This is a genomic window from Collinsella sp. AM33-4BH (genome assembly GCF_003469205.1).
In the GTDB taxonomy this organism is placed as follows: Bacteria; Actinomycetota; Coriobacteriia; order Coriobacteriales; family Coriobacteriaceae; genus Collinsella.
Genome location: NZ_QSIN01000011.1, coordinates 38,753 through 64,517, shown reverse-complemented (window position 1 = coordinate 64,517; position 25,765 = coordinate 38,753). Strand labels below are relative to the sequence as shown.

The window sequence follows — 25,765 nt, the reverse complement described above, 5'->3', positions numbered from 1 at the left end:
GCGCCCCGTGCCGCCGCTCCCGACCCGCTCGCCGTTGCCGACCCCTTTGCGCCCAACGCCCCCGACCCCGCCGCCGCGCCCATCCCCGTGCCGCAGACCGTCTCTCGTGACGCCCTCGCCGGTATGGGCGGAGCCGCCGCGACCGGCGCCGCCGTGGGCCTTGGCGCCGCGGCCGGTATTGCCTCCAACATGGCGAGCACCCGCGCCCCGCAGCGCCCGCTCGCCCAACTCGTCGACGTCGTGAGCGGCGAGAGCCACAGCATCACTTCCGCGCAGGTGACCATCGGTCGCGAGCGTTCGGTTTCGGACATCGCCCTGCGCGACCCCAACGTGTCGCGCCGTCACGCCCAGCTCACCTTTACCGGTTCGGACTGGTCGATCGAGGACCTCAATTCCACCAACGGCACGCTCGTCAACAACCGCCGCATCACGCGCTGCCCGCTGCGCAACGGCGACCTGCTGACGTTTGGCCTGAGCACCTTTGAATTTAGGGGATAGTCGCTTATGAACATCGATATCGTCCTTTTTGCAGGCCGCATCGTCCTGGTCGCCCTGCTCTATATCTTCCTGTTCGCCGTCATGAAGACCGGCGTGGGACTCGTGCGCGGGCAGCGCCGCGACTCGGCTATCTGGACGATTGATGTGGACAAGGGTCCGCGCGGTATCCGCGGCATCCACGTAGACATGCTCGGCCCCGTCATCGTCGGTCGCTCTCCGTCTTCGGACATCTGTATCAACGAACCGTTCGTCTCGGCCTCGCATGCGCGCTTTTCGCTGCAGGGCCCGGCGCTCATCATCGAGGACCTCAACTCGCTTAACGGCACGCTCGTCAACGGCCGCCAGCTCGTGGAGCCCGCGACGCTGCGTGAGGGCGACGAAGTCCAGATTGGCGACGTGGTCATGAAGGTGAACCGTCGATGATCGACGAGGAGAACAAGTCCGCAACTATGACCGAGGCACCGGCCGCCGCCACAGCTGCGCCGGCCCACGCCGCTCCGGCGGGCTCCGCACCCGTGGAGCCCGAGGACACCGTGTTCTCCCTGCCTCTTTCGCATGTAACGCATGATATTTCGGATCTCGCCAATAACGAGGACGAAGAGGATGCCGTAGCGGCGCCCATCGGCGCACATGCTGCGGAACAGCCCACAGCGCCCGAAGCAACCCCGGCGCCGGCTCACTTTGCAGAGCCCGTCGCCGCGGCAATCAACGAGAGCGCTGCGGTGTTTGCGGCACCCGAGCCCGCCGCGCCGGCGTTTCCCATAGCCCCGGCATCCGAGGTTGCGCCCGCGTCTACGCCGACGCCCGAGCCTATAGACGTCAGCCCGCAAGACGACGAGTCGACCGCCCGCGTGTCCGAGGAGTCCGACTCCCCGGACACCGGCGATTCCGAATCAAACGCCGAGACCGACACCGTCTCTCCCGGTGACACAGCCGAAATCGATGTTGCCGCCGTTGAGGCCAAGCTCAAAGACCCCGGCTCGACCATGAGCTTTGAGCCCCTGACCGAGGAGCGCATCGAGACCGACTCGACCTATGATGCCGGCACCACCACGCAACTCATGTGGGGCGCCCGCTCCGACGTTGGCTGTGTGCGCCCGCACAATGAGGATTCCTACCTGGTGCAGTCGCCGCTCTTTTGCGTATGCGACGGCATGGGTGGTCACGCCGCCGGCGAGGTGGCCTCTTCTATCGCTGTCGAGACCATCGCCAAGACAGCTCCTCAGTCTGCCGACGCCGCACGCCTGGCGGCAGCCGTCGAGGCCGCCAACGCCGCCGTAATCGAGGCTGCCCTGAACGGCCTAGGCAAGCCCGGCATGGGCTGCACAGCCACTTGCGCCTATATCGAAAACGACACGCTCGCCATCGCCCACGTGGGTGACTCTCGCGCCTACCTGCTCCACGAGGGCACGCTCATCCGCGTGACCCGCGACCACTCCTACGTGGAGGAGCTCGTGGACGCCGGCGAGATCACGGCAGATGAGGCTCGCGTCCACCCCAACCGTTCGGTCATCACCCGCGCGCTGGGCTCGGACCCCGCCATGTATGCCGACCACTTCACTCTGCATATCGAGGAAGGCGACCGCCTGATCCTGTGCTCCGACGGCCTTTCGAGCATGATTCCCGATAGCGATATCGAGAACATCGCCACGCAGTCCTCAACCGCGCAAATCTGCGTCGACAACCTAGTGGACGCGGCGCTTGCCGCCGGCGGCCACGACAACGTGACCGTAGTAGTCGTTGACCTGGTTGACGATGGCGTTATGCGCGAGGCGCAACGCGTGCGTCGCCGCAACGTCACCATCGGCGTCGTCTTAGGTCTCGTCTTGGTGCTGGCGGCTGCCATCTGGGCCTACACGGGTGTCACCGGCTCGTACTACCTGGGTACCTACCAGGGCAATGTCGCCGTCTGGCGCGGCCTGCCCGGCAAGCCGCTCGGACTCAAGCTCCACTGGCTCGAAAGCGAAACCAGCATCAAGCTATCCGACCTGCCCGAAGACACGCAAAACCGCCTCAAGGCGGGCATTCCGCAAACAAGTGTCGACGATGCGCAGGACACGATATCCAAGTACCGCCACCAGATCGACGAGGAGCAGACCCGCCAGGTAATCGACGCGCAAACGATTCGCGACAACACCAATCAGGGATCGACCTCCGAATCAGATTCCGAGAAAACCGCCGAACAGTCCGCCGAGGCCGAGGCCTCCGATAAGAATTAGAAAGGGAGTGCCGCTTATGAGTCGCCGCAACACCGAGCTGCTCTTGCTCATCGCCTCGGCGTTCCCCGTCATCCTGCTGTATGCGATGTACGTGCTCACCGCGGGCGCTGCCATCTCCTTTGAGACGCTCGCCGTTCCGATCGGCCTCTTTGCCGCCTTTGCCGCGGCCCACATTGCCGTGCGCATCTTGGCGCCCGGTGCCGACCCCGCCATCCTGCCCATTGTCTTTGTGCTTTCGGGCATCGGCATCACGTTCGTGACGCGTCTCGCCCCCGCTCTCGCCATCTCACAGCTCATCATCCTGTTTGTCTCGGTGGCCCTGATGGTGGGAACGCTCGCGTTGGTTAAGAACCTCGACGTAGTCATGCGCTACAAGTACACCTTTGGCATTATCGGCATCATTCTGTTGATGCTGCCTATCTTTATCGGCACCACGATCTCGGGCTCCAAGCTGTGGATTCGCATCGCGGGCTTTACCATCCAGCCCGGCGAGTTTGCCAAGGTCTTTATCGTGCTGTTCCTGGCCGGGTACCTGGCCGAGAACCGCGAGCTGCTCTCCATCTCCAACCGCAAGATCTTAGGTCTTAAGATCCCTCGCCTGCGACTGCTGCTGCCGCTGTTTGCCGTGTGGGGTGTGTGCCTGCTCGTCGTCGTCTTCGAACGCGACCTGGGTTCGGCCGTGCTGTTCTACACCATCTTCTTGCTGATGCTCTACGTTGCCACGGGGCGCTTTTCGTATGTCGTTATCGGCCTTGCGCTCTTAGCCGTTGGAGCTGTGGGCGCCTACAAGTTCCTGTCTCACGTTCAGGTGCGTTTCCAGGTTTGGGTCGATCCGTTTAAGGACGCCCAGGGCCAGGGCTACCAGATCGTCCAGTCGCTCTTCTCGCTTGCCGATGGCGGCCTGGTCGGTGTTGGCATCGGCAACGGCATGGCCAACAACATCCCCGTCGTCGAGTCCGACTTTATCTTCTCGGCTATCGGCGAGGAGATGGGCCTTTTGGGCGGCGGCGCCGTGCTCATCCTGTTTATGCTCTTTGCCGTGCGTGGCCTCACCACGGCTGCCCGCGCTAAATCCGACCTCGCTGCCTTTAGCGCCACGGGCCTTACGGCCGCCATCAGCTTCCAGGCCTTTTTGATCGTTGGCGGCGTAACCCGCCTGATCCCGCTGACCGGCGTCACCCTGCCCTTTATGAGCCAGGGCGGCTCCTCTCTGCTGGCGAGCTTTATCATCGTCGCGCTCCTGCTGCGCGCCGGTGACGAGGCGACCGGACGCGAGGCCGAGCTTACCGGCACCGGCACCATGGCCGCCATCACCGATGATCAGGTCGCATCTGCCGCCGCCCCGACGGGCACGCGCTTTGCCACCTCGTCTTCCTACGGCAGCGGCAGCCATTCCGTCGGCTCGCGCATGCGCCGTCGCCTGCTCGACACGCCTGAGTCCGGCGTGCTCGGCCGCGTGGCACTTGCCAACCGGCTGACTCGTGCCGTGTTTGCCTTTACGGCGCTGTTCGCCATCCTTATCGGCAACCTCACCTATGTCCAGGTCATCAAGGCGAAGGACTACCAGGACATGCCGACCAACAACCACACCATCGCCCGCTCCAAGTACATCCAGCGTGGCTCCATCATCACGTCCGACGGCGTGACACTAGCCGAGTCGCTGCAGCAGGAGGACGGCACCTACGCCCGTTCCTACCCCAACGGCAACATGGCCGCGCACGTGGTGGGCTACGTGAGCCAGCAATACGGCACCGCCGGCATCGAGAGCGTCATGAACGATACGCTCACCGGCTCCAAGGATTACTCCAGCTGGAACAACGCCATCGCGTCGCTCGCGGGGCAGACCCAGCCGGGCAATACCGCCAAGCTCACCATCGACTCGCGCATCCAGACGGCTGCCGAGCAGGCGCTCAAGGGCTTTAAGGGCGCCGTGGTGGTCATGGATCCGCGCACCGGTGCGGCCCTTGCGTGCGCGAGCTCGCCCACCTACGACAACACCAACATCGATGCGCTGCTCCAGTCGGGCGGCGGCGAGGACGGCTCCATGTACGACCGCGCCATGGACGCGCTGTACACCCCGGGCTCGACCTTTAAGGTCGTCACGCTCTCCGCGGCACTCGAAACCGGCACCGCCAGCCTTACCAGCACGTACCAGGCGCCCGGCTCCATGGATATTGGCAACGCGCCGGTCACCAACTCTGGCAACGAGAGCTACGGCACCATCAGCCTGCAGCAGGCCTTCGCCGTGTCGTCCAACGTCGTCTTTGGCCAGGTGGCAAACGAGGTCGGCGCCAGCTCGCTCGTCCAGTTTGCCAACGCCTTTGGCTACGGTCAAAAGCTCGGTCAGGATCTGACCACCGCGGCTTCCATCATGGCCGACCCGTCGCTTATGACCGAGTGGGAGACCGCTTGGGCAGGCGCCGGCCAGCCCGTCGGCATGGACCACACGCCTGGCCCGCAGACCACCGTTATGCAGAATTGCGTGATCGCTGCAGCTATCGCCAACAGCGGCGTGGTCATGGACCCGTTCTTTGTGTCCCAGATACTCGCCCCGGACGGAACCGTTGTTAAGACCACGCAGTCCCGCTCGCTGGGCCAGGCCGTCAGCTCTGCCACGGCCGACCAGGTCAAGCAGGCCATGCTCGCCGTCGTCCAGTCCGGTACCGGCACCGATGCCCAGATTCCGGGCGTCAAGGTTGCCGGCAAGACGGGTTCGGCCGAGATCGGCGGCACCAACGTCAACTCTATGTTTGTTGGCTTTGCACCTTACGATTCACCCACGGTTGCCATCTCGGTGGCCCTGGAGGATTTCGACAAACACGACGTCGAGGCGGCCAAGATTGCCGGCATCGTCCTGACCGCGGCGCTCGCCGCACAGGGAGCGTGATGCCCGTGATCAAAGCGGATACTTGGGGCGCGCCGCGGCCGATGAGCTAGCGGCTACGCGCCACACGGCCCCAGCGGCCACACATTTGGTACTACACACATCGTTGAGCGAATAGTTATGTTAGGAGCAGGAATGGAACAGAGGGTCCTCGGGGGAAGATACCTCCTCAAGGATAAGGTGGGAACGGGCGGTATGGCGACCGTCTTCCGTGCACAGGATCAGGTCCTCGACCGCACGGTTGCCGTCAAGATCATGCTGCCGCAGTATGCCGGCGACGCCACCTTCGCCGCCCGCTTTAAACAGGAGGCTCAGGCAGCTGCCGGCCTGTCCTCCCCCTATATCGTGGGCGTCTACGACTGGGGCAAGGACGGCGACACCTATTACATCGTCATGGAGTACCTGCGCGGTACCGACCTTAAGAGCGGCATCAAGAGCCACGGCGCCCTCGATCCCAAGAAGGTCGCGCAGATCGGCTCGCAGATCAGCTCCGCACTTTCGGTCGCACACAAGCACGAGATCATCCACCGCGACATTAAGCCGCAAAACATCATGGTGCTACCCGACGGCAACATCAAGGTAATGGATTTTGGCATCGCACGCGCCAAGAACAGCCACCTCACGCAGGATAACAACGTTCTGGGCACCGCCCACTATGTAAGCCCCGAGCAGACCCGCGGCCAGGACCTCGGCCCCACCTCGGATATCTACTCGCTGGGTGTCGTCATGTACGAGTGCGCCACCGGCCGCGTGCCCTTTGACGGCGACGACGCCATCTCGGTCGCGCTCAAGCAGGTCAACGAGCTCCCCATCCCGCCGAGCCAGATCAACTCCGGCGTCGATGCCGACCTTGAGCGCATCATCCTCAAGTGCATGGAGAAGGACCCGGCAAACCGCTTCCAGACAGCCGACGAGCTGCGCCAGGTGCTTAACAGCTATCTGTCCGGCCGTGCCGTCAATGTCTCGGAGCCCACGCGCATCATCGGTGCCGCCGGCGACCTGGGTGCCACCAAGACCCGCGAGCTTTCCGACTCAACGCGCGCTATGGTTCGTCCCGTCTCGGGCGTGAGCGGTCAGAATACCGCCCGTAGCTCGGTTTCGGGCTCCACCGGCTCCTACGAGGTCGAAAAGCCCAAATCCAACAAGAACAAGATCATCGCCGCTGTGGTGGCAGCTGTTGCCGTCATCGGCATCGTTGTGGCCTTTGCTACTGGGCTCTTTGGCGGCGAGCAGGTCCCCGTGCCCGACGTGCTGGGCAAGGACCAGCGGACTGCCGTCGAGCTGATCAAGGAAGCCGGCCTCGAGGTCGGCACCATCGACCAAAGCTACAACGACGATGTCGACGAAGGCAAGGTCGCCGAGCAAACGCCCAACGGCCACACCAAGAAGGCCAAGGGCACCAAGGTGAACCTGGTGATCTCCAAGGGCCCCAAGCCCTCCGAGAAGGTTGAGGTTCCCCTGCTTGTCGGCCTGACCAAGGACCAGGCAGAAGCCGCGCTGGCAAGCGTTGGCCTGAAGGGCAACGCCTCCGAGGAGGCCAACGAGGCCGATGAGGGCCAGGTCTTTGAGCAGGGCACCGAAGCCGGTAAGGAAGTCGAGAAGGGCACGACCATCTCGTATAAGGTCTCGAGCGGCCCGGATACCACGTCCGTCCCCGACCTGACCGACATGACCGAGGCCCAGGCGCGCAACGCCCTCGATATGGCAGGCTTTGGCGTCGACGTGAGCTACCAGGAGAACGACTCGGTTACCGAGGGCACCGTGATCAGCTGGAACCCCAGCGGCAAGCAGAAGCCCGGCGCCACGATTACCGTCGTCATTGCCAAGAAGTCCGGCAAGGCCTCCGTCCCGGGCAACCTATACGGCAAGAGCATTTCCGCCGCCGTTACCGCGCTCAACAACGCCGGTTTCTATAACATTGGCTTCTGTGACCAGAACGGCAATCCCGTGAGCGGTAACGAGGATGCCACCGTTACGGGCGTCTCCCCCACCGGCAAGCAGTCCACCGACAGCACGATTACGCTGACGGTTACACTTTCTGGCTCGGGTTCGGGTTCGGGCACGGGCACGGGCGGCGATTCCGGTACGACCAACTAAGTCGCCCCCCACCGTTCATTTCGGCTCTCGCCGCAAACATATTCGCTCACAGGCGCCCGCTTGCTTCCCCAGCAAGCGGGCGCTTCGTTTTTGACATGACATGAACCAGAAGAGCCCGGCACCGTAGCGGTACCGGGCTCGATATTCCCCTGGTGCCCCCGGGCGGATTCGAAAACTCCCCCCCGCGGGGAAATAAGTGACGCGGGTGTCGACGGTCCGAATCCTGCCCTTAGACCAGAAGAGCCCGGCACCGTAGCGGTACCGGGCTCGATATTCCTCTGGTGCCCCCGGGCGGATTCGAACCGTCGACACCCGCTTTAGGAGAGCGGTGCTCTATCCCCTGAGCTACGGAGGCATGTTGTACTAGTGTAGCAGATTTGCGCCACTACCATGCAGCGCATAGCCACTCTTCGAGATAGTCGTCTGCGACGTTCTTTAATGACTAGTCGTTTAAGAACGTCCCAGGCGACTAGTCGCCTTTATGGAAGAGGCTTTTGATGACGGAGGGGATGCTCTTGGCGCCCTTAGCCGTCACATCGATAAAGTCGGGCGAACGAACGAGCTTGTCCTCGTCAATGTACTTACGCACCGCGCGAAGCGTTTCCTTGTCATTGCGCGTCGAAAACGTAAAGTGGCCATTCTCTTTGGTAAAGATGGCAAAACGCGTAATCTTCTTGGTGCCGCGCAAAACCTCGGCGGCAATATAGTCGACCTCGTCCCACGGGATTTGGATATAATCCTCGGGATTACGCTCGTTATAGTACTCAAACGCCTTATTGCCCACCATCACGTTACCGTGACTGGTAAGCCCCATCAGGCAGGTTGCCGGCGTTGCCAGATCGACCGTGCTGTTCTGAGATTGCGCCATACGCGCCTCGCCCTCCAATAAAAACAATCGGACCGCATCCAGTGTACCCACCGGGTGCGGTCCGTTTCAATGGCTCAAAAGCCCTTGCCTAGCAACTCTCGGTCTTAAGCCGAAGCGTGCTTACATGAAGCCGCAGACGCGACCGATGATGCCGACGGCGAAGAGAGCCAGGATGATGACGATCGGGCTGACCTTCTTCTTGAGGAGCTTGCAGACCAGAAGGGTCAGGCACACGGCGGCAAGGCCGGGGATGAGCTGATCGAGGTTGGCCTGAAGCGTGGTGACCTTCACCGGGTCGAGTGCGTTGGCACCGACAGAGCTGTACATCGTCAATGCCTGCTTGATGCCCTCAGAACCGGCGGGCAGGTTGGCCCAGTCGATATAGGCGCCAGCGGACTGCGTGACCTTGGAGACGACCGGGGTGAAGGAGATGGACACCCAGCGCTCGACCAGGGCGCCGATGATGAACATACCCAGGATGGAAGCACCCTCGGTGACCTTGCCCATCAGACCGCCGGAGAGGTCCTTGGCGATGGAGGAGCCGACCTTGTAGCCAAACTCCTGCGTGTACCACAGGAAGGCGTAACGGATGATGTTCCACGCGAAGAAGAACAGCAGCGGACCGGCGATGCTGCCGGACAGGGCCAGGGAAGCGCCCAGTGCGCCCAGAATCGGGCGAAGGGTGAACCAGAAGGCGGGGTCGCCGACGCCGGCGAGCGGGCCCATCATACCGACCTTGACGCCCTGAATGGCGACGTCGTCAATCGGAGCACCGTTGGCGCGCTCCTCCTCAAGGGCGAGGGTAACGCCAATGACGGGGGCGGAAACATAGGGGTGGGTGTTATAGAACTCCAGGTGGCGCTTAAGAGCGGCAATCTGGTCATCCTTGCTGGTGTAGAGCTTCTTGATCGCAGGGATCATTGCGAAGCACCAGCCGCCGTTCTGCATACGCTCGTAGTTCCACGAGCCCTGAAGGAACTGATGACGGAAGCAAACCTTCTTACGGTCAGCCTTGGTGAGCTGAATCTTGTTCTCTGCCATATGTATCACTCCCCTCCTACTCGTAATCGTTCAGAATGTCGCCGAGCGGGTCACCGGAGCCACCGCCCATGCCGCCACCCTGCTTGGCCAGATCCTTAAGGCCAAGGTAGATGAGGGCAAGGGAGATGCCGATGAGGCCAAGGGCGATCAGCGTGAGCTGAGGGATGGCAGCAAGGACAAAGCCGAGGATGAAGAACGGCCAGGTCTCCTTGGTGGCCATCATGTTGATGACCATGGCGTAACCGACGGAAGCGACCATGCCGCCGCCGACAGCCATGCCGCCGGACAGCCAATCGGGCATAGCGTTAAGCGCGTTGGTAACAGCCTCGGCCGGGATGATGCACAGAAGTACTGCCGGGATGGCGATACGAACACCCTGCATGAGGATGCCGGCGTACTGCCAACGCTCGATGCCGGCGAAGTCGCCCTTCTCGGCGCAGGCGTCCATGCCGTGAACCATAGCGGTAGCCAGGGTACGGCAGATCATGGTCAGGAACAGACCAGCGACCGACAGCGGGACGGCGACGGCGATGGCGGCGGTAACGGCCTTGGCCGAATCGGTGGCGCCACCGTTGAGGGCGAGCACCATGATGATCGAAGAAGCGACCGAGGCCAGAGCGGCGTCAGGCGCGACGGCGGCGCCGACGTTAGCCCAGCCAAGGGCCATCATCTGGAGCGAACCGCCCAGGAGGATGCCCTCCTGAAGGTGACCGGTTACGAGACCGATAAGCGTGCATGCCACGAGCGGCTGATGGAACTGGAACTCATCCAGAATGCCTTCCATACCGGCAAGCAACGCGACAATCGCAACAAGCAGAATAGTGATTGCAGACATGTATCGGACCCTCCTTTACTATGCTTGAGCGGCCAGTTCGGCCTTAGCTTTCTTCAACATGGCGTCGAGATCCTCGGAGGAATCCGAAGGAACCTTGCGGACCTCGAACTTGACGCCCTTGGCCTTGAGAGCCTCGAGAGTCTTAACGTCGTCATCGCCCATGGCGACGGCGTTGGTGACGACGACCTTGCCCTTGGAGTGAGCCATGGAACCGATGTTGGCTTCCTTGATGTCGACGCCGGCCTCGATGGCCTTGAGCAGATCCTGCGGGTTCTCGAAGAGCAGCATGGCCTTGGTGTCACCAAAGCGCGTGTCCTTGACGACCTCGGCCATCTTCTTGATGGGCACGACGTTGGCATGGACTCCCGGAGGGGCAGCCTGCTCGATCATGGTCTTGCGGAGCTCGTCGTGAGCAACGCCGTCGGAAACCACGATGATGCGGTTGGGGTTGATCTGCTTGGTCCACGTGGTGGCCACCTGACCATGAAGCAGACGGGTGTCGATACGGACGTGGGCGATCTTGATGTGCCCGTCGCCGATGACCGTTCCCGGAGGGATGGCGCCTGCAGGAGCAGCGGCGGCCGCAGCCGGCTTCTTCTCCTCGGGCTCCAGAGACTCGGGCTTGACGCGCACGCCAGCCTTAGCCTCAGTCACGAGATGTTTTGCGATCGCATGTGCAGTGTTCTTTGCGTCAAAGCGCTGCGAATATGCCTCGATGAGCATAGGCAGGTTGACACCGGTGACGATAGCCCAGGAATCGTGGCCCTCGATGAGCCCGCTGATCTGGTTGAACGGCGTGCCGCCCCACAGATCAACGAGGAAGAGCACCTGCTCCTGGTCCTCGAAGGAAGCGATTGCTTCCTCGACCTTGGCACGGAAGTCGTCGGGGCCCATGCTCGGCTCGAGCGAGACCACGGCAACAGACGGCTGATCGCCAAAGACCATCGAGCCCGTCTGCTTGATTCCAGCCGCCAAGTCACCATGGCTAGCAAGAACAATACTTACCATCACATAACCTCCTTTTTGTCTACGTATTTCCTACACGACAAAAAAGAGTATAGCTGCAATTACAGCAGAATTATATGAAAAACTGCAAAAGGTAGCATTATTTGTTTAAACGTCTTGATTTATTACAACCTGATTACATTCCAGCATTTTGGCTGATTTACTGCTGAGGATTGATAACTGATCTATGTACATGACCGAATTGAGCACGCTGTTCATTATTGCCGGTTTTAAACAGACACAAATGTGCTCTGGTTGAGGCTATTTCGTTTAAACAGATGGTGCTTGACTAATGGTAAGAAATATGCTCTAGCAAAGTAGTCGTTGGGGACGTTCCTAAATGGCTAGTCATTGAGGACGTTCTTTTTCGACTGGTCGTTTAAGAACGTCCCCAATGTCTAAGTTAGGCGATGTGGAGGGGGTTGGCGGCGTCGACGGCATCGGGGGCGTCGGAGAGGTCGCCAGGAGCAGCGTCTGCCGGGTCCTCGTCGGGGGTCTCGATCTGCTTGATCATGACCTCCTGGCCCTGCAACAGGTATGTCTCGCCGCTGCCGCAATGGGGGCAGGTCTTGCCGTGCTCGACCGTCGCGTAGTCGCAGCCGCACGCCTCGCAATGCGTCACGGCCTCGACGGGCTCCACGATAAGCTCCGCGCCCTGCGTGATAGGCTTTTTATCCGCCGCCCAGCGCCAAGCGTCGAGCAGCAAGTCGGGAACGACGCCCGAGACCTCGCCCAGCAGCAACGTCACGCTCGAAACGCGACGCACGCCATTGGCGCGCGCCACATTCTCGACATCGCGAATAATGTGGTAAACGATTCCCAATTCATGCAAGGCGAAAACCTTTCAACAATGGTTGATGCGATGTCAGCCAAACGTCAGCGAGCGACGATCCAGGTGCCCCAGGTTGCCCCGAAACAAGGCGTCCGCTGGGCTTTTGCCCGCGGCGCCGCAGTTGAGGGGCAAGATGGGGTACCTGGGTGCCGCGCAGCGTCGGCAGTGCCGCCGTTCGTTAGAACGGCGGAACCTCATTACTTCTTCCCAAACTTGATTTTGATGGCGCGCTTGAGTGCGTACTTGCCCAGGCTGGGAAGCTTTTGCTCGTATTTGACCATCGTTGAGCACTCGGGGCGGTCGCGATCCAGATGGATGGCGTCGAACGCGCACTTGGTGGTGCACAGACCGCAGCCGATGCACTTGTTGGGGTCGACGATCGAGGCGCCGCAGCCCAGGCAGCGAGCGGTCTCGGCGCGCACCTGTTCCTCGGTAAAGGTCTCGACGTACTCGCTAAACGGCGCGGCCTTCTCGCGTTCGCGGTCCACATGCGCAACCTCGCGGCTCGCGTTGTCGTAGCTCTCGAGCACAACGTCGTCGCGGTCGAGCGCGGTGTAGCGGCGCTGGTTGCGGCCGATGGTGAGCGTGGAGCCCGGCTGCACAAAGCGATGGATGGACACCGCGGCCTCGTGACCGGCGGCGATGGCGTCGATGGCAAAGCTGGGGCCGGTGTAGACGTCGCCGCCCACAAAGATGTCGGGCTCAGCGGTCTGATAGGTCTGGGGGTCGGCAAGAGCACCCTGGCCGCGGCCGAGCTCCACCTTGGAGCCAGCCAGCAGGTCGCCCCACACAATGGACTGGCCAATCGACATGACCACGCGGTCGGCATCGACGCGGCGCAGATCGTTCTCGTCGTACTCGGGCGCAAACCGGCCCTCGTCGTCAAAGACACGCGTGCAGCGCTTGAAGGTGATACCGCACACACGACCGGCCTCGTCCAGGTGAACCTCCTTGGGGCCCCAACCGCAGCTGATGTGAGCGCCGTCCTCAACGGCCTCGCGACGCTCCTCCTCGCTGGCGGGCATCTGGGCCTCGCTCTCCAGGCAGAACATCTCAACGTGCTCGGAACCCAGACGGCAGGCGTTGCGCGCGACGTCGATGGCCACGTTGCCGCCGCCCACCACGATGGTGCGGCCGGGCAGCGCGTCGATCTTGCCACTGTTGACCTCGCGCAAAAAGTCGACGGCCACGGTCACGTCCTCGGCCGCCTCGCCCGGAATACCGGCGAGGCGGCCGCCCTGGCAGCCGATGGCAACATAAAAGGCCTTAAAGCCCTGCGCGCGCAGCTCGTCGAGCGTCACATCGCGACCGACCTCCACGCCATAGCGGAACTCGGCGCCCATCAGGCGAATGATCTCGACCTCTGCCTCGATAACGTCCTTCTCCAGCTTAAAGCTGGGAATACCGTAGGTGAGCATGCCGCCCGGGCGCTCGTTCTTCTCGAACACGACGGGCTTGTAGCCCTTCTCGGCCAGATAGAAGGCGCAGGACAGACCGGCCGGGCCGGCACCGATGATGGCAATCTTCTGATCGAAGCCGCCAGCGCGTGTCGGCGTCACCACGGGCGGGACATAGCGGGTCGCGGCATCAAGATCGCGCTGGGCGATAAACTTCTTGACCTCGTCGATAGCCACGGCGGCGTCCACACGGCCGCGGGTGCAGGCATCCTCGCAGCGGCGGTTGCACACGCGGCCGCAGATAGCGGGCAGCGGGTTCTCGCGCTTGATGAGCGCCAGCGCCTCGTCATAGCGCCCCTGTGCCGCAAGCTTCAGATAGCCCTGAACGGCAACGTGCGCGGGGCAAGCCGTCTTGCAGGGCGCGGTGCCGGACTCGTGCGTCTCGATACGGTTATCGTTGCGGTAGTTGGGCGACCACTTGGTGTGGTCCCACTTGGTGGCATCGGGCAGCTCCTGGCGCGGATACTCAGGCACCTGTCCGCCGGCCTTTTTGCTGCAGAGCTTCTGGCCGAGCTTGGCGGCACCGGCAGGGCACACCTCAACGCAGCGACCGCAGGCCACGCACTTGTCCTTCTCGACCTTGGCGACATAGGCCGAGCGCGACAGGTTGGGTGTGTTGAACAGCTGCGAGGTGCGCAGGGCGTAGCACACGTTGACGTTGCAGTTGCAGATGGCGAAGATCTTGTTCTCGCCATCGATGTTGGTGATCTGGTGTACAAAGCCGTTGTCCTCGGCCTGGCGCAAGATGTCGTAAACCTCGTCGCGGGTCACGTAATGACCACGATCGGTCTCGACCACGTAGTCGGCCATATCGCCCACGGCGATGCACCAATCTGCCGGGTCGTCGGCGCAGCCCTCACCCATCACGCGACGGCTCGCGCGGCAGCTGCAGGTGCTAGCGGCATACTTACCCTCGTATTTGTCGAGCCAATGCTCGATATGCTCGATCGGCACCGAGGTGCTCGCGGCATCGATGGCCTTCTCGACCGGAATGACATGCATGCCGATGCCGGCACCGCCGGGCGGCACCATCGGCGTGGCCTTGGACAGCGGTCCCTTGGACGCCTGCTCAAAGAACTTGGCATAGACCGGATGCTCCTCGAGCTGGCTCACACGCATGTTGAGGAACTCGGCGGAACCCGGCACCAGCATGGGCAGCACCCACTGCTTGGCGCGCTCGGGGTTTTCCCAGTTGTACTCGAGCAGACCCGTGTAGCTCATGTCGTCGAGCATTTTCTCGATATCGGCTTCGGGCATGCCGGTGAGCTTGACCATCTCGGGCAGCGTATAGGGACGGCGCATCTTCATCTTGCAGAGCACTTCGGCCTGCTCGTCGGTCGCGGCCTCGGCAAACGACCAGTACTCGTAGCCCAGCAGCTCATCGCGATGCAGCAGGCGGTTGGTGCAGTGCTCGCACAGCTTGACGATTGCCTCGCGCGGATGCTCCGGCAGCGGCGGCACGAACTCCGAACCGATATCGGGCTCGGTATAGCTAATTCCCGGTCCGTTGAGAATCATGGTTGTCCCTTCTCTTGCCACAGCCCGGCGAGGCCGCGGCACCCCTCTTTTTTTGCAGGCCGGGCATGCCCCCATGCCGTTCACCCACCATTGTTGACATTGTGTCAAAAATAGTATTGACGAACCGTCAACAATATTCAAGACTGTTAGGCGAACGGTCCGGCAAAAGAGGATGAAAGGCGGCAAAACATGGGCAACAACGCAGCAGGTACCTCTGTGGTCGATGCCATCCCCGCATCCGATAGCGCGGCAAAGCGCCTGACGGGCGACGAACGCCGTCGCGAGATCCTCGATGCCGTGCGCACCGTAAGCTCCGAGCTGGGCGTGTCCCACCTATCGGTATCGGCCGTGACCAAGCGAGCCAGCTGCACGCGCTCGCTGTTCTACCACTACTTCGCCGACATGGACGCCGCCGTCACCGCCGTCATGGACGAGGCAATCGACGGTTTTATCTCCGAGCTCGAGCAGTGGAATGCCGGCCGCACCGTTGGTGATATCGAGGGCGCGCTCGACACCGTCGCCCCGCTCTTTAAACGCCTGGTCGCCAGCGGCCACGAGCTGCCGAGCACGCTCACCTCGAGCAGCGGCGCGCTCTACGGCGGCTTTTTGCACAACGTGGTCCAGCGCGTGGCGCAGTATATCTGCGATACCACCGTGGTGGATTTTGTCGCCCATCATGAGCTACGCATCGACCATGTCTACGAGACGTTCTACACCCTCATCATGGGTCTTTTGATGTATATCCGCACGCACCCCGATGTGCCCGACGAGACGGTCAAGGAAATCATCGCCTCGACACTCCACATCGAGGGCTATACCGCCAAGTATCCGGAGCGCAAGCCCCAGAACTGACGACATTCGGCCAAACTGCCCGCGATCAGAAGAGGGGCCGCGGGCGTGTGAAAGGAGAGCAGCATGCTGTTCGATGTTTGGGGTAGCGATACCCTTATCCACTGGGCCGGCTGGGCCATGGTCTTTATTGGCCTGATCGTGCTCAACGAGGTCGGCCGCCGCACCAAGCTGGGCGCGGCCATCATCTTTGGCGTGGCTCCGCTGGCCATGACCATCTACTGCGTCGCCATCGCCATCGGCGTTTCGCAGGGCGCCGAGTGGGCGCTCACCAACCCCACCCATGTGTACCAGAACAGCTGGTTCCACTACGCCAAGGTCTACGCGGCGTTGGCCGGTTGCTGGGGCTTCATCGCCATTAAGTATCAGTGGGGCAAGATCGGCAAGGCACACTGGTTCCGCGCGTGGCCGTTTGTGATCGTCGCCATCAACATCATGATCGCCGTCGTGTCCGACTTTGAGAGCGCCTATCACTTCTTTGTCCTGGGCCAGTCCACTTGGGTCACCTCCGAAGGTGCTACGCAGCTTGCCGGCTGGAACAACGTGTTCAACGGCATCGCCGGTATCATCAACATCTTCTGCATGACCGGTTGGTGGAGCGTCTACGCCTCCGAGGACAAGACCGACATGCTGTGGCCCGACATGACCTGGGTCTACATCATCGCCTACGATATCTGGAACTTCTGCTACACCTACAACTGCCTGCCCACCCACTCCTGGTTCTGCGGCTTTGCGCTGCTGCTGGCGCCCACCGTCGCCGCCTTTATCTGGAACAAGGGCGGCTGGATCCAGAATCGCGCCTTTACGCTTGCCATTTGGTGCATGTTTGCCCAGGTGTTCCCCTACTTCCAGGAGGAGTCCATCTTTGTGACCCACTCTACGCTCGACCCCGGCGCCGCTACCGCGGTCTCGATCGCCGCACTGGTCGCCAACGTCGCCGCGATCATCTACATCGCCTACCGCGCCAAGAAGCTCGGCCGCAATCCCTACAAGCAGGATGTCTTTGAGGGCACCAGCGATTGGGAAAAGGCCACCGCTCGCCGTGCCAAGGTTGATTACGCGCACGCCGAGTAACATGTTGGCCGCTGTTGGCACTTGGGCATAGGCCCGCTCACCAGGCCTTTCAATCCAATGTCTCGCAGAGCCCCCGAAAAGCGTTTCGCTCGCTTTCCGGGGGCTTTTTGTCGTTGCGCCTCTATTCATCTATTCAAAAACACGCGCATATATAAAATCGGATTTCAAATCATGCGGCGGCTCTATGGAGCCCCGTTTTTGGGTACAGTGTTGTCCCGATGTCGAGCTTGGGGGATATATGAAAGATGAGACGATGGGCCAAGAGGATGCGGCCCAAGATGCAGAAGCATGCGCCGAGGCCCTGGAGAGCCTAGACCAGATCGCGCTGGCCGAGATTGCGTTTGACGATTCGAGCGTTGATGTGCAGGATGAGCCGGAAATCGAGGCGCAGCCCGATGATCAGGATGCAAAAGACGATGGCGCCGCGCCCACCGAAGACGAAGCGGGGCACCAGGAATCCGAATGCGAGGCCGACGACCAGCCCGAATCCGACACGGGCGAGGAAACCGTCTTGCTCGACAGCTTACCGGCCGAAGATTCGCTGACTCGCGAGCTTCCTGGCCTGGGTTCCGCACCAGCCGTGGATGAGACCATCGCCATGGGCGATATTCCCCTGCCGTCCGTTCCCTCGGCACACGAAGCCGAGGTCCGCCATCGCAAGATGTCGCCCAAGCGCCGCAATCTGATGGTCGCCGGTGTCGTGGCCGTCGCGCTCGTCGCCGGCGGTGCAGGCTATGCTGCCTGGAACGGATATCAGCAAGAGCAGGCTGCCGCTGTCGCCGCCAATGCCCACACGATGATGTCGGTGCAGATTGGCGTGCATGCCGCGGGCCTCGACTGTTCCGCCGGCTCCAAGATTCCCGTACAAGTGAGTGGCCAGGATTCTGACGGATCCTCCGTGAGCGAAACACTCTATATTGACGAGCACGGCCGTGGCATCAAACTGCTACCCGGTGACTACACGCTCTCCATTGCCGCCTCCCCCATCGCGTCCGACGGCACCGTCTATACCGTGCCGACCACCAAGGCACAGGTCACGATCAAGAGCGACGGACAGGACCTAAGCAGCCAGGCCGCCTTTAAGCTCAAGGTGCCTTCGGCCGACACGGTAACCGACGACCAGATCGATGCCGCCGCCAAATATGCCGAGGAGGGAGGCGCGAGCTCCGCCGCCACCGCCAAGGTGCTCCAGCAGGCGGCAACCGCGCGGCGCGACGCCGCCGTCAATGCCGTGAGCGCGCAAAAGGCACAGGCAGCCCGTGATGCCGACGCCCGTCACAAGGCAACCGGCCTCTACCAGCTCGATATCCCTGTCGAGTGGTACGGCAAGGTCGAGACTTGGCAAAATGGCAGCACGCTATGCATCTATCTTGCCGGCGACAGCGATACGCCGATTGTGACGCTCGTCGCAGTGCGCGAGGGCGAGAGCTTTACGCCCGATGAGGGCGATACGGTTTTGGGTGCGGCCAACCTAGGCAACGGTTATACCGTCTACGCCAGCGGCCCCGTCTATCCGTACGTGGTGCCCCAGACCATCAACGGACGGACGCAGAATCCCGTGTCGACCTACCCCATGGACTCGGCCATTGAGCTTGTCGAGCTCACGACCGGCAACCGCTACACCTATAGCCAGATCAAGAACGTACTGGTCGGCAAAGACGGCAAGGCCGACGCTGCGACCAAACTCGAGACCGACTACCTCGCCCAGATTCTGATGCCGAGCATCAAGGCCCAGGACTAGCGGACCATGACACCTGAGTCCTGGCCTCGCAAATCCATAGACGATTAGGAAAGGAGCCACTTCCATGCGGGCACAGCATGTACCACGCCGTGTTTGCATGGAATATCGGCCTGCTCATCCATGGTAACGATTACCGACTCGCCAAGATCAAACTGGGCCATCGCGGCATCGAGCGCGGCAATTTCGCGCTCGCGCGTTTTCTCGCTTGTCATATCCACACTTACCTGAATCAGGCCGTAAGCCTGCATGAGCAGTGCATCCCCAGCCACAAAGTCCACCTCATGGCTTTTATTCTTATCTTTAATCAGCAGGCGGCAAACCGAACCGGGCCGCACGGCGGGGGTCCTTCTTCTGAGCGCATTGAACACCGCGGTCTCGAGCCTCTGACCATGATCCAATGCCGATGCGGGGGAGAACGCTCCGAACATCGCAGGATCGACGGCGTAGACCTTAGACGCAGACCGCGTATTATTTGCAAGCGAACGCGTGAACTCCGGCACCGAAAACAGCAGGTAGGCGTCCTCGTAATACTCAAGTAAGTCGCTGAGCGTATTTCGACTGACGGATATCTGTCTGCTCTTGAACTCGTTGTACACTTTGTTCACTGACAGCTCTCGTCCCGAAGATGCCATGCACCGCGCCAGAAACAGCGAGGCCAAACGGGGGTTCTTGACGTCGTAACGTTCAACGACGTCCATGGCGACCGTTCGCGACGCATATTCCTGTAGCAGCTGAATCGCGTCTGCGGGCGTCTGCTCAAGTGTCGCGATGAATCCCCCTCGCTCGAGATATCCGACCAGATGGTGTCGGAGCAACGCTGCATCGCTCGAGGAGAAGGGTGCGTTCGACTCAGGAACGCTCCCCGTCTTATATCGGACGTATTCCGAAAAACTCAACGGAAAAAGCTCTCGCACAAGAGAACGGCCCCTGAACTCGCTCTTAAGTTCTGAGGACAGCATCTTAGAAGAAGATCCCGTCACGTAAACGGTCGCCTTCTCCGTATCGACCACGCGTCGCAGAAACGCACCCCATTCGGGTATTTCCTGGATCTCGTCAAAGAAAAGGTAGGCGCCCTCGCCTCGAGCAGCAGGATATAGTGCATAGAATGTATCGAGCACGTCCGCTAGTAGCGATGGCTCATACGGACGCAAGCGCTCATCCTCAAAATTGAAATATAGCATCCGGTCAAGCTCGACGCCTTGGCCCTGAAGCCGCCGTATCTCCTGATACAGGCGATACGTCTTTCCACAACGACGGGCGCCCACAATCACATATACGATGTTGTCGCGCTTTGGCTCCTGCGGGTTGCCCAGATCAAGGTCGCGCTCAAAGACCTGCGGAATCCCCTGTTGCTCAAAGTCCTTTATTTTTTGAGCCACCAAGTCGTTGAACGCCATAATTCTCCAATCTTGCTCTCCTGCTAATCAAGATTATAACGATTCTTGATTAGCAGGAGAGCAAGATTATGCGTATCTTGATTAATGGATAAGCAAGTTTTCTATTAGTGGCCCCTCCCGGAGGATATCGAGCGGCCGAGGGGGGCAGGCATGAACGCCTCTAGCCGAAAACAAAGTAGCTAAAAAAGCCCCGTCCCAAATGAGCTACTTAACGCCAGGGGTCGGCTTCGAAGAGGAGCTCGCGCTCGGGGCGACGATCGCTATAAGGATCGTAGCCGTCGTCATCCTCGTTCTCGGCACGGATGTAGGGGTCGCGCGGCTTGGGCACAGGCTTGGGTGCAGGCTTGGGTGCGGCCGGCGCGGCGTTGGCGACCGGCGCATTCGTCTTGTTCTTGTCTATCATCTGCATATCTCCTTGCCATGCAATCGTGTTCAACATTATCGATTGTCGCACGAAAAAGGGCGGCGGACCCAATTGGATCCGCCGCCCTTGGCGTTTAGAGACGGCTGGCAGATTTTAAGGCATGTCCCATAAATCTACTCGGCGTCGGGGACCTCGTAGGTAGCAGACGGCGTGTTGTCGCACACGACGGTAAAGCCGCCGTCCTTGTCGGCATCGACCGTCACCTGATCGCCCTCGCACACCGTACCGTCGATGATGGCGGCGGCGATGGCGTCCACGACCTCGCGCTGGACCAGGCGCTTGAGCGGACGGGCACCGAACACGGGGTCCAGGCCACCCACGGCGAGCATCTGCTTGGCCGCCGGGGTGATGGCAAGCGTCATGCGCTCCTTGGCCAGACGCGCGCGGACGTCGGCAAGCTGGATGTCGACGATCTTCTCGATCTGCGCCATGCCGAGCGGATGGAACACCACGATATCGTCGATACGGTTGAGGAACTCGGGGCGGAAGGTCTGAGCCATGGCGGCGTCGACCTGATGGCGCATCTCCTCCTCGTCCTTACCGGACAGATCGGCGATGGCCTTGGAGCCCACGTTAGATGTCATGATGATGATCGTGTTCTTGAAGGACACCTGACGACCCTGGCCGTCGGTCAGACGACCGTCGTCGAGCACCTGCAGCAGCACGTTGAAGACATCCGGATGAGCCTTCTCCATCTCGTCGAGCAAGATCACGGAGTACGGACGACGGCGCACAGCCTCGGTGAGCTGACCACCCTCGTCGTAACCCACGTATCCCGGGGGCGCACCGATCAGACGCTGGACGCTGAACTTCTCCATGTACTCGGACATGTCGATACGCACAAGTGCGCGCTCGTCGTCGAACAGGCACTCGGCCAGCGCCTTGGCGAGCTCGGTCTTGCCCACGCCGGTGGGGCCCAGGAAGAAGAAGCTGCCGATGGGCTTGTCCGGATCGGAGAGGCCCGCGCGGCTGCGGCGCACAGCTGCGGCGACGGCGGAGACGGCCTCGTCCTGACCGATGACGCGCTTATGCAGCTCACCCTCCAAGCCCTTGAGCTTGTCGAGCTCGCCCTGCATCATCTTGGACACGGGCACGCCGGTCCAGGCGCTCACGACCTCGGCGATCTCGTCGGAGGTCACCTGCTCGTTGAGACCCTCGCCGTCCTGCTGCTTTTGTGCCTCGAGCGCAGCCTCGGAATCCTGAATCTGCTGCTGCAAACCCGGAATCACGGAGTAGCGCAGCTCGGACGCACGGCCCAGGTCGCCGTTGCGCGTCGCACGCTCCTCTTCGCTCTTGGCCTCGTCGAGCTGTCCCTTGAGCTCCTGCACGTGGTCGATGGCGTTCTTCTGGTTGAGCCAGCCGGCCTTTTGCACGTTGAGCTTTTCTTGGACCTCGGCAATCTCCTGGCGCAGGGCCTCCAGACGCTCCTTGGAGGCGTCGTCGGTCTCCTTCATGAGCGCCTGCTCCTCGATCTGCAGCTGGGTGAGCTGACGCGTGGTGGCGTCAATCTCGACCGGCATGCTGTCGAGCTCCATGCGCAGGCGGCTTGCGGCCTCATCGACCAAGTCGATGGCCTTGTCGGGCAGGAAGCGGTCGGCAATGTAGCGATCGGAGAGGTCGGCAGCTGCCACGAGCGCGCTATCGGTGATATGCACGCCGTGGAAGATCTCGTACTTCTCCTTGAGGCCACGCAGGATCGAGATGGTGTCCTCGACGGTAGGCTCGCTCACCATAACGGTCTGGAAACGACGGGCGAGTGCCGCGTCCTTCTCGATGTACTTGCGATACTCGTCGAGCGTAGTCGCGCCGATTGCGTGCAAGTCGCCACGGGCGAGCGCCGGCTTCAGGATGTTGCCGGCATCCATGGAGCCCTCGGTGGCACCCGCGCCCACGATGGTGTGGAGCTCATCGATGAACAGGATGACCTTGCCTTGCGCCTTTTGCACTTCCTTGAGCACGGCCTTCAAGCGGTCCTCGAACTCGCCGCGATACTTGGCGCCGGCGACCAGCGCGCTCATGTCGAGCTCGATGAGGTCGCGGTCGCGCAGGGTGCTCGGCACGTCGCCGGCCACGATACGCTGGGCGATGCCCTCGACGATGGCCGTCTTGCCGACGCCCGGCTCGCCGATGAGCACGGGGTTGTTCTTGGTGCGGCGGGACAGAACCTGGATGGTACGGCGGATCTCGTCGGTACGGCCGATGACCGGGTCGAGCTTGCCGGCGCGGGCCAGATCGCAGATGTTGCGACCGTACTGCTCCAGCGCCTCAAACTGGGTCTTATCCTCGGCAGACGTCACGCGGTCATCGCCACGCAGCTCCTCGTAGACCTGCTCGATGCGCTCCTTGGTGACGCCGGCGTCACGCAGTACACGACCAGCCTCGCCCTTGTCCTCGGCAAGCGCCATCAGCAAATGCTCGGTCACCACAAAGCTGTCGCCCATCTTGGTGGCCTTCTTCTCGGCCTTCTCGATGACGCGGACGAGCTCATTGGACAGGCCCATCTGCTGGCCCTCGCCCGAAACCTTGGGCGCGCGGTCGATGGCATCTTGTGTGGAGCGTGCAAGCTGGGCCGGATCGGCGCCGATGCGCTCGATGATCACGGAGATATTGCGCTCGCCGGCACCAAGCAGGGCGGACAGCAGGTGAATCGGCTCCACCGCGCCGGCCTGCGCGTCGGCAGCCGTGCTCATGGCGGTCTGCAGCGCCTCGCGCGACGTCATTGCTAGCTTATCGATTCTCATGGAATCACCTCTCTTGGGGCGGCCGCCCTACGGGGCGGCTTCACGTTGTTCGAGAAGTATTGTTGCCAGCTTTGCGCGATCTTATACACAAATCTAAGTCTCTATATATAAGATTTTCTGAGTGATTGAAAGATAGGGAGCAGGTGCGCTCACCCGCTACGGCCTCGTCCCCTTACTATCTCAATCTGTAACATCTAGCGACTGTTTATGGCTCTAGATGTTACAGATCGAGATGAAATGACCAGCGGCACCCGTTTATCTAAATCTGTAACATCTAGTCAGCAAATAGAGCTCTATCTGTTACAAATCGAGACAAACAGAAGACACCCGAATCGAAAATCTAAATCTGTAACACCAGGCCCACTTTTAGCGGCCAAGATGCTACAGATCGAGACAGACCGAAAACCACCACAAAGAGGACAGGCACCTTTGTGGTGGTCGCGGTCTCTACTCCTTCGCCGAACCCGTACTTCCCGATTCGACGGTCCAGGGCATCTCATCCTCGAACAGCCATGTACGGGCAGACCCACTATCGCGTGCAGTCTGCGGGTCAGGCAAGCAGGTCTGTTTATAGGCATCTTGGATACACTGACCCATAAAATCGTTGAGCTCGGTCTGGTCGCCCTCCATGACATAGGCGACATCGCCGTCCATGATGTAGATGCCCGGCCCCTCATTGCCCTCGTAGCCCGGATCGTACGAGACATCACATAACTTTGCGCCGTTTGCAGTGTCCAGCTCGATGGAAGAGTGGCATCCGCCAACCATGTCGTTCGCTTTTGCCCGATAGGACGCATATCCATACCAGCGCTTAAAGGTTTTGCCCTTGAGCAGCTCGGACGCCCTGTCGATCAGACTAGAATCCGTGGTATAGCGCATAGCCCCAAGCTGAATATGTGGATAATTACTAATGCCCAGCGCAGCCGGTTGCTCATCAAAATCAACGGTAATGGTCTCGGGCTTGTCGTCGCCGGTCAGAAGTTCGACAGATTGAGTCACAGGCTTGACCACCGGCTCCGTCACCGCAGCAGGTAGAAACGCCATGCCGACAGTGCCCACGCCAACCACGGCAATCGCAAGCGCCAAAACAATCAATCCAATACGGGCAGGACTTCTCACAGCAAAGCACCTCGCAACGCAAACCTTCGCTACCTGCACTAATGATATCGCCAGCCAGCACTATTACCAAAAGAAGCCGCGCGCTCCTCACCACCACAAAGGGGACAGGCACCTTTGTGGTGGTTTTAGACGCTAACGGTCGACCATCTCGCGCCATGAGATTAAACTTGAATTGTTCTCTGAACATATCTATTTCTGCCTATCCTCAACAGATCTTTGTCTCGAGGAGCGCATATGAAGCCGCCTCATTCCACCGGTCGCAACGTCATCGCCATTCTCGCCATACCCATCGTGATGCTCTTCCTTATCGTCATCACGCCCTTTTCCCTTGGTATCACCTCGCCCTTCGATTTATGCGGAATGGTCGACGCCGGCTCACGTGCCACCTCGCTCTCCTTTATCTGTCGCGGCGTGTTTTACGAAGATGGAATTCCCACCGGAATTTGGCAGTCAAAGTTGCCACTGCTCGGTCAGATCGACGGATGCTCCCCCTATTTCTGCCTTGGACCTCAGGCGCTAAACTATCTAATCGACGACCAGCCACTCGACTCCATCACCCTCGCCTACGACTACGCACCAAACACCGATGAGCGCCACATGAACCAAGTCCTCGACAAGATGCTTGGACAGTGCGGGCTCACCGAGGAGGCCGGTCGAACCATCTATAGCAACCAGAAATTAAAGCGAACAGAACTCCGCCGTGTCGGAAAAATCAAAGGGCGAAACGGGGCCGCCTACTGGGATGCCTGGGCAACACGCGACAAGGGCGAATTCGGACACAGCACCTATATGGTCACTGTCTACACCAAAGACGGAATTAAGGACAATGTTGACGATTTCGCGTCCTCCAAACTCGGCATCCCCAAAACAACCAAACCCGCCAACCCGGATGAAATCCTGTAGAGGCGCTTATTGGAATGTCGCTCAACGTGCACACCGACATTGAGCTCACCCCCACCACCACAAAGGTGCCTGACCCCAATGTGGTGGGTTTCGACAAAAAGAAGCCGCCCCAATAAAAGAGGCGGCATCAAGCAAGTCTATTTATTAGCATCCCTCAAGACCCAACGAGAACGCAGAAATGTAGCCCGGGGCCACCCTTTGCCGAACGCGACCCTCGCGAAGCGCGTGAGCGGGCGGGAAAGGGTGGCCCCGGGCGGACAATT

Annotated in this window: 19 protein-coding genes and 1 tRNA gene; 9 read left to right on the top strand and 11 right to left on the bottom strand. The window is 60.9% G+C overall.

Going from position 1 to position 25,765, the window contains the following annotated elements:
• The 5 genes from DW821_RS10335 to pknB form a co-directional block, all read left to right on the top strand.
• Positions 1 to 498 (top strand): FHA domain-containing protein (locus DW821_RS10335; protein WP_233553036.1); only part of this gene is annotated, 498 nt, incomplete at its 5' end.
• Between the two features lie 6 nt (positions 499 to 504).
• Positions 505 to 921 (top strand): FHA domain-containing protein, encoded by a 417-nt coding sequence (locus DW821_RS08495; protein ID WP_006235180.1) that lies wholly within the window; start codon positions 505 to 507, stop codon positions 919 to 921.
• Positions 918 to 2,717, top strand: a complete 1,800-nt coding sequence (locus tag DW821_RS08490) for a Stp1/IreP family PP2C-type Ser/Thr phosphatase (protein ID WP_118066479.1) — start codon at positions 918 to 920, stop codon at positions 2,715 to 2,717. Before DW821_RS08495 ends, DW821_RS08490 begins: the two co-directional genes overlap by 4 nt.
• A 16-nt stretch (positions 2,718 to 2,733) precedes the next feature.
• Positions 2,734 to 5,604: an FtsW/RodA/SpoVE family cell cycle protein gene (locus DW821_RS08485; protein ID WP_118066477.1), complete on the top strand. Its 2,871-nt coding sequence runs from the start codon at positions 2,734 to 2,736 to the stop codon at positions 5,602 to 5,604.
• Positions 5,605 to 5,736: 132 nt separating this feature from the next.
• Positions 5,737 to 7,698 carry a Stk1 family PASTA domain-containing Ser/Thr kinase gene (pknB, locus tag DW821_RS08480; protein ID WP_118066475.1) on the top strand — a complete coding sequence of 654 codons (1,962 nt, stop codon included), beginning with the start codon at positions 5,737 to 5,739 and terminating at the stop codon, positions 7,696 to 7,698.
• A gap of 279 nt (positions 7,699 to 7,977) precedes the next feature.
• Here pknB and DW821_RS08475 read toward each other — a convergent pair.
• From DW821_RS08475 to DW821_RS08445, 7 genes are all read right to left on the bottom strand, one after another.
• Positions 7,978 to 8,053: transfer RNA gene (locus tag DW821_RS08475), tRNA-Arg, on the bottom strand.
• A 114-nt stretch (positions 8,054 to 8,167) separates the two neighbouring features.
• On the bottom strand, positions 8,168 to 8,566 hold the full coding sequence (locus DW821_RS08470; RefSeq protein WP_117736764.1) for a DUF956 family protein: 399 nt from the start codon (positions 8,564 to 8,566) through the stop codon (positions 8,168 to 8,170).
• Between the two features lie 120 nt (positions 8,567 to 8,686).
• Positions 8,687 to 9,607 (bottom strand): PTS system mannose/fructose/sorbose family transporter subunit IID, encoded by a 921-nt coding sequence (locus DW821_RS08465; protein ID WP_117564942.1) that lies wholly within the window; start codon positions 9,605 to 9,607, stop codon positions 8,687 to 8,689.
• A gap of 16 nt (positions 9,608 to 9,623) precedes the next feature.
• Complete coding sequence (locus DW821_RS08460; RefSeq protein WP_089573274.1) at positions 9,624 to 10,442, bottom strand: PTS mannose/fructose/sorbose transporter subunit IIC; 819 nt, start codon at positions 10,440 to 10,442, stop codon at positions 9,624 to 9,626.
• Positions 10,443 to 10,460: 18 nt separating this feature from the next.
• The gene (locus DW821_RS08455; protein ID WP_118066473.1) at positions 10,461 to 11,450 is read right to left on the bottom strand and encodes a PTS sugar transporter subunit IIB; all 990 of its coding nucleotides are present in this window, start codon (positions 11,448 to 11,450) and stop codon (positions 10,461 to 10,463) included.
• 400 nt (positions 11,451 to 11,850) lie between these two features.
• Positions 11,851 to 12,279, bottom strand: coding sequence for a hydrogenase maturation nickel metallochaperone HypA (locus DW821_RS08450; protein ID WP_118066471.1), 429 nt, complete (start codon positions 12,277 to 12,279; stop codon positions 11,851 to 11,853).
• Positions 12,280 to 12,476: 197 nt separating this feature from the next.
• Entirely contained in the window at positions 12,477 to 15,254 is a 2,778-nt protein-coding gene (locus DW821_RS08445) for an FAD-dependent oxidoreductase (protein WP_199584321.1), read from the bottom strand.
• A 189-nt stretch (positions 15,255 to 15,443) separates the two neighbouring features.
• Here DW821_RS08445 and DW821_RS08440 point away from each other — a divergent pair, with 189 nt between their 5' ends.
• From DW821_RS08440 to DW821_RS08430, 3 genes are all read left to right on the top strand, one after another.
• Positions 15,444 to 16,106 (top strand): TetR/AcrR family transcriptional regulator, encoded by a 663-nt coding sequence (locus DW821_RS08440; protein WP_118066469.1) that lies wholly within the window; start codon positions 15,444 to 15,446, stop codon positions 16,104 to 16,106.
• Positions 16,107 to 16,169: 63 nt separating this feature from the next.
• The gene (locus tag DW821_RS08435; protein WP_117806530.1) at positions 16,170 to 17,177 is read left to right on the top strand and encodes a DUF5692 family protein; all 1,008 of its coding nucleotides are present in this window, start codon (positions 16,170 to 16,172) and stop codon (positions 17,175 to 17,177) included.
• A gap of 238 nt (positions 17,178 to 17,415) precedes the next feature.
• Positions 17,416 to 18,918 carry a hypothetical protein gene (locus tag DW821_RS08430; protein ID WP_118066467.1) on the top strand — a complete coding sequence of 501 codons (1,503 nt, stop codon included), beginning with the start codon at positions 17,416 to 17,418 and terminating at the stop codon, positions 18,916 to 18,918.
• A gap of 44 nt (positions 18,919 to 18,962) precedes the next feature.
• On the opposite strand, the gene DW821_RS08425 is transcribed toward DW821_RS08430, so the two are convergent.
• The 4 genes from DW821_RS08425 to DW821_RS08410 form a co-directional block, all read right to left on the bottom strand.
• Complete coding sequence (locus DW821_RS08425; protein WP_055250796.1) at positions 18,963 to 20,315, bottom strand: ATP-binding protein; 1,353 nt, start codon at positions 20,313 to 20,315, stop codon at positions 18,963 to 18,965.
• Positions 20,316 to 20,523: 208 nt separating this feature from the next.
• Positions 20,524 to 20,718, bottom strand: coding sequence for a hypothetical protein (locus tag DW821_RS08420; RefSeq protein ID WP_233553034.1), 195 nt, complete (start codon positions 20,716 to 20,718; stop codon positions 20,524 to 20,526).
• 134 nt (positions 20,719 to 20,852) lie between these two features.
• A complete protein-coding gene (clpB, locus tag DW821_RS08415; protein ID WP_118066465.1) occupies positions 20,853 to 23,480 on the bottom strand; it encodes an ATP-dependent chaperone ClpB in 2,628 nt (875 codons plus the stop codon).
• A 447-nt stretch (positions 23,481 to 23,927) separates the two neighbouring features.
• Positions 23,928 to 24,599, bottom strand: a complete 672-nt coding sequence (locus DW821_RS08410; protein WP_147325196.1) for a hypothetical protein — start codon at positions 24,597 to 24,599, stop codon at positions 23,928 to 23,930.
• Between the two features lie 234 nt (positions 24,600 to 24,833).
• On the opposite strand from DW821_RS08410, the gene DW821_RS08405 reads away from it, so the two are divergent.
• Positions 24,834 to 25,502: a hypothetical protein gene (locus tag DW821_RS08405; protein WP_117640733.1), complete on the top strand. Its 669-nt coding sequence runs from the start codon at positions 24,834 to 24,836 to the stop codon at positions 25,500 to 25,502.
• Positions 25,503 to 25,765: the final 263 nt, after the last annotated feature.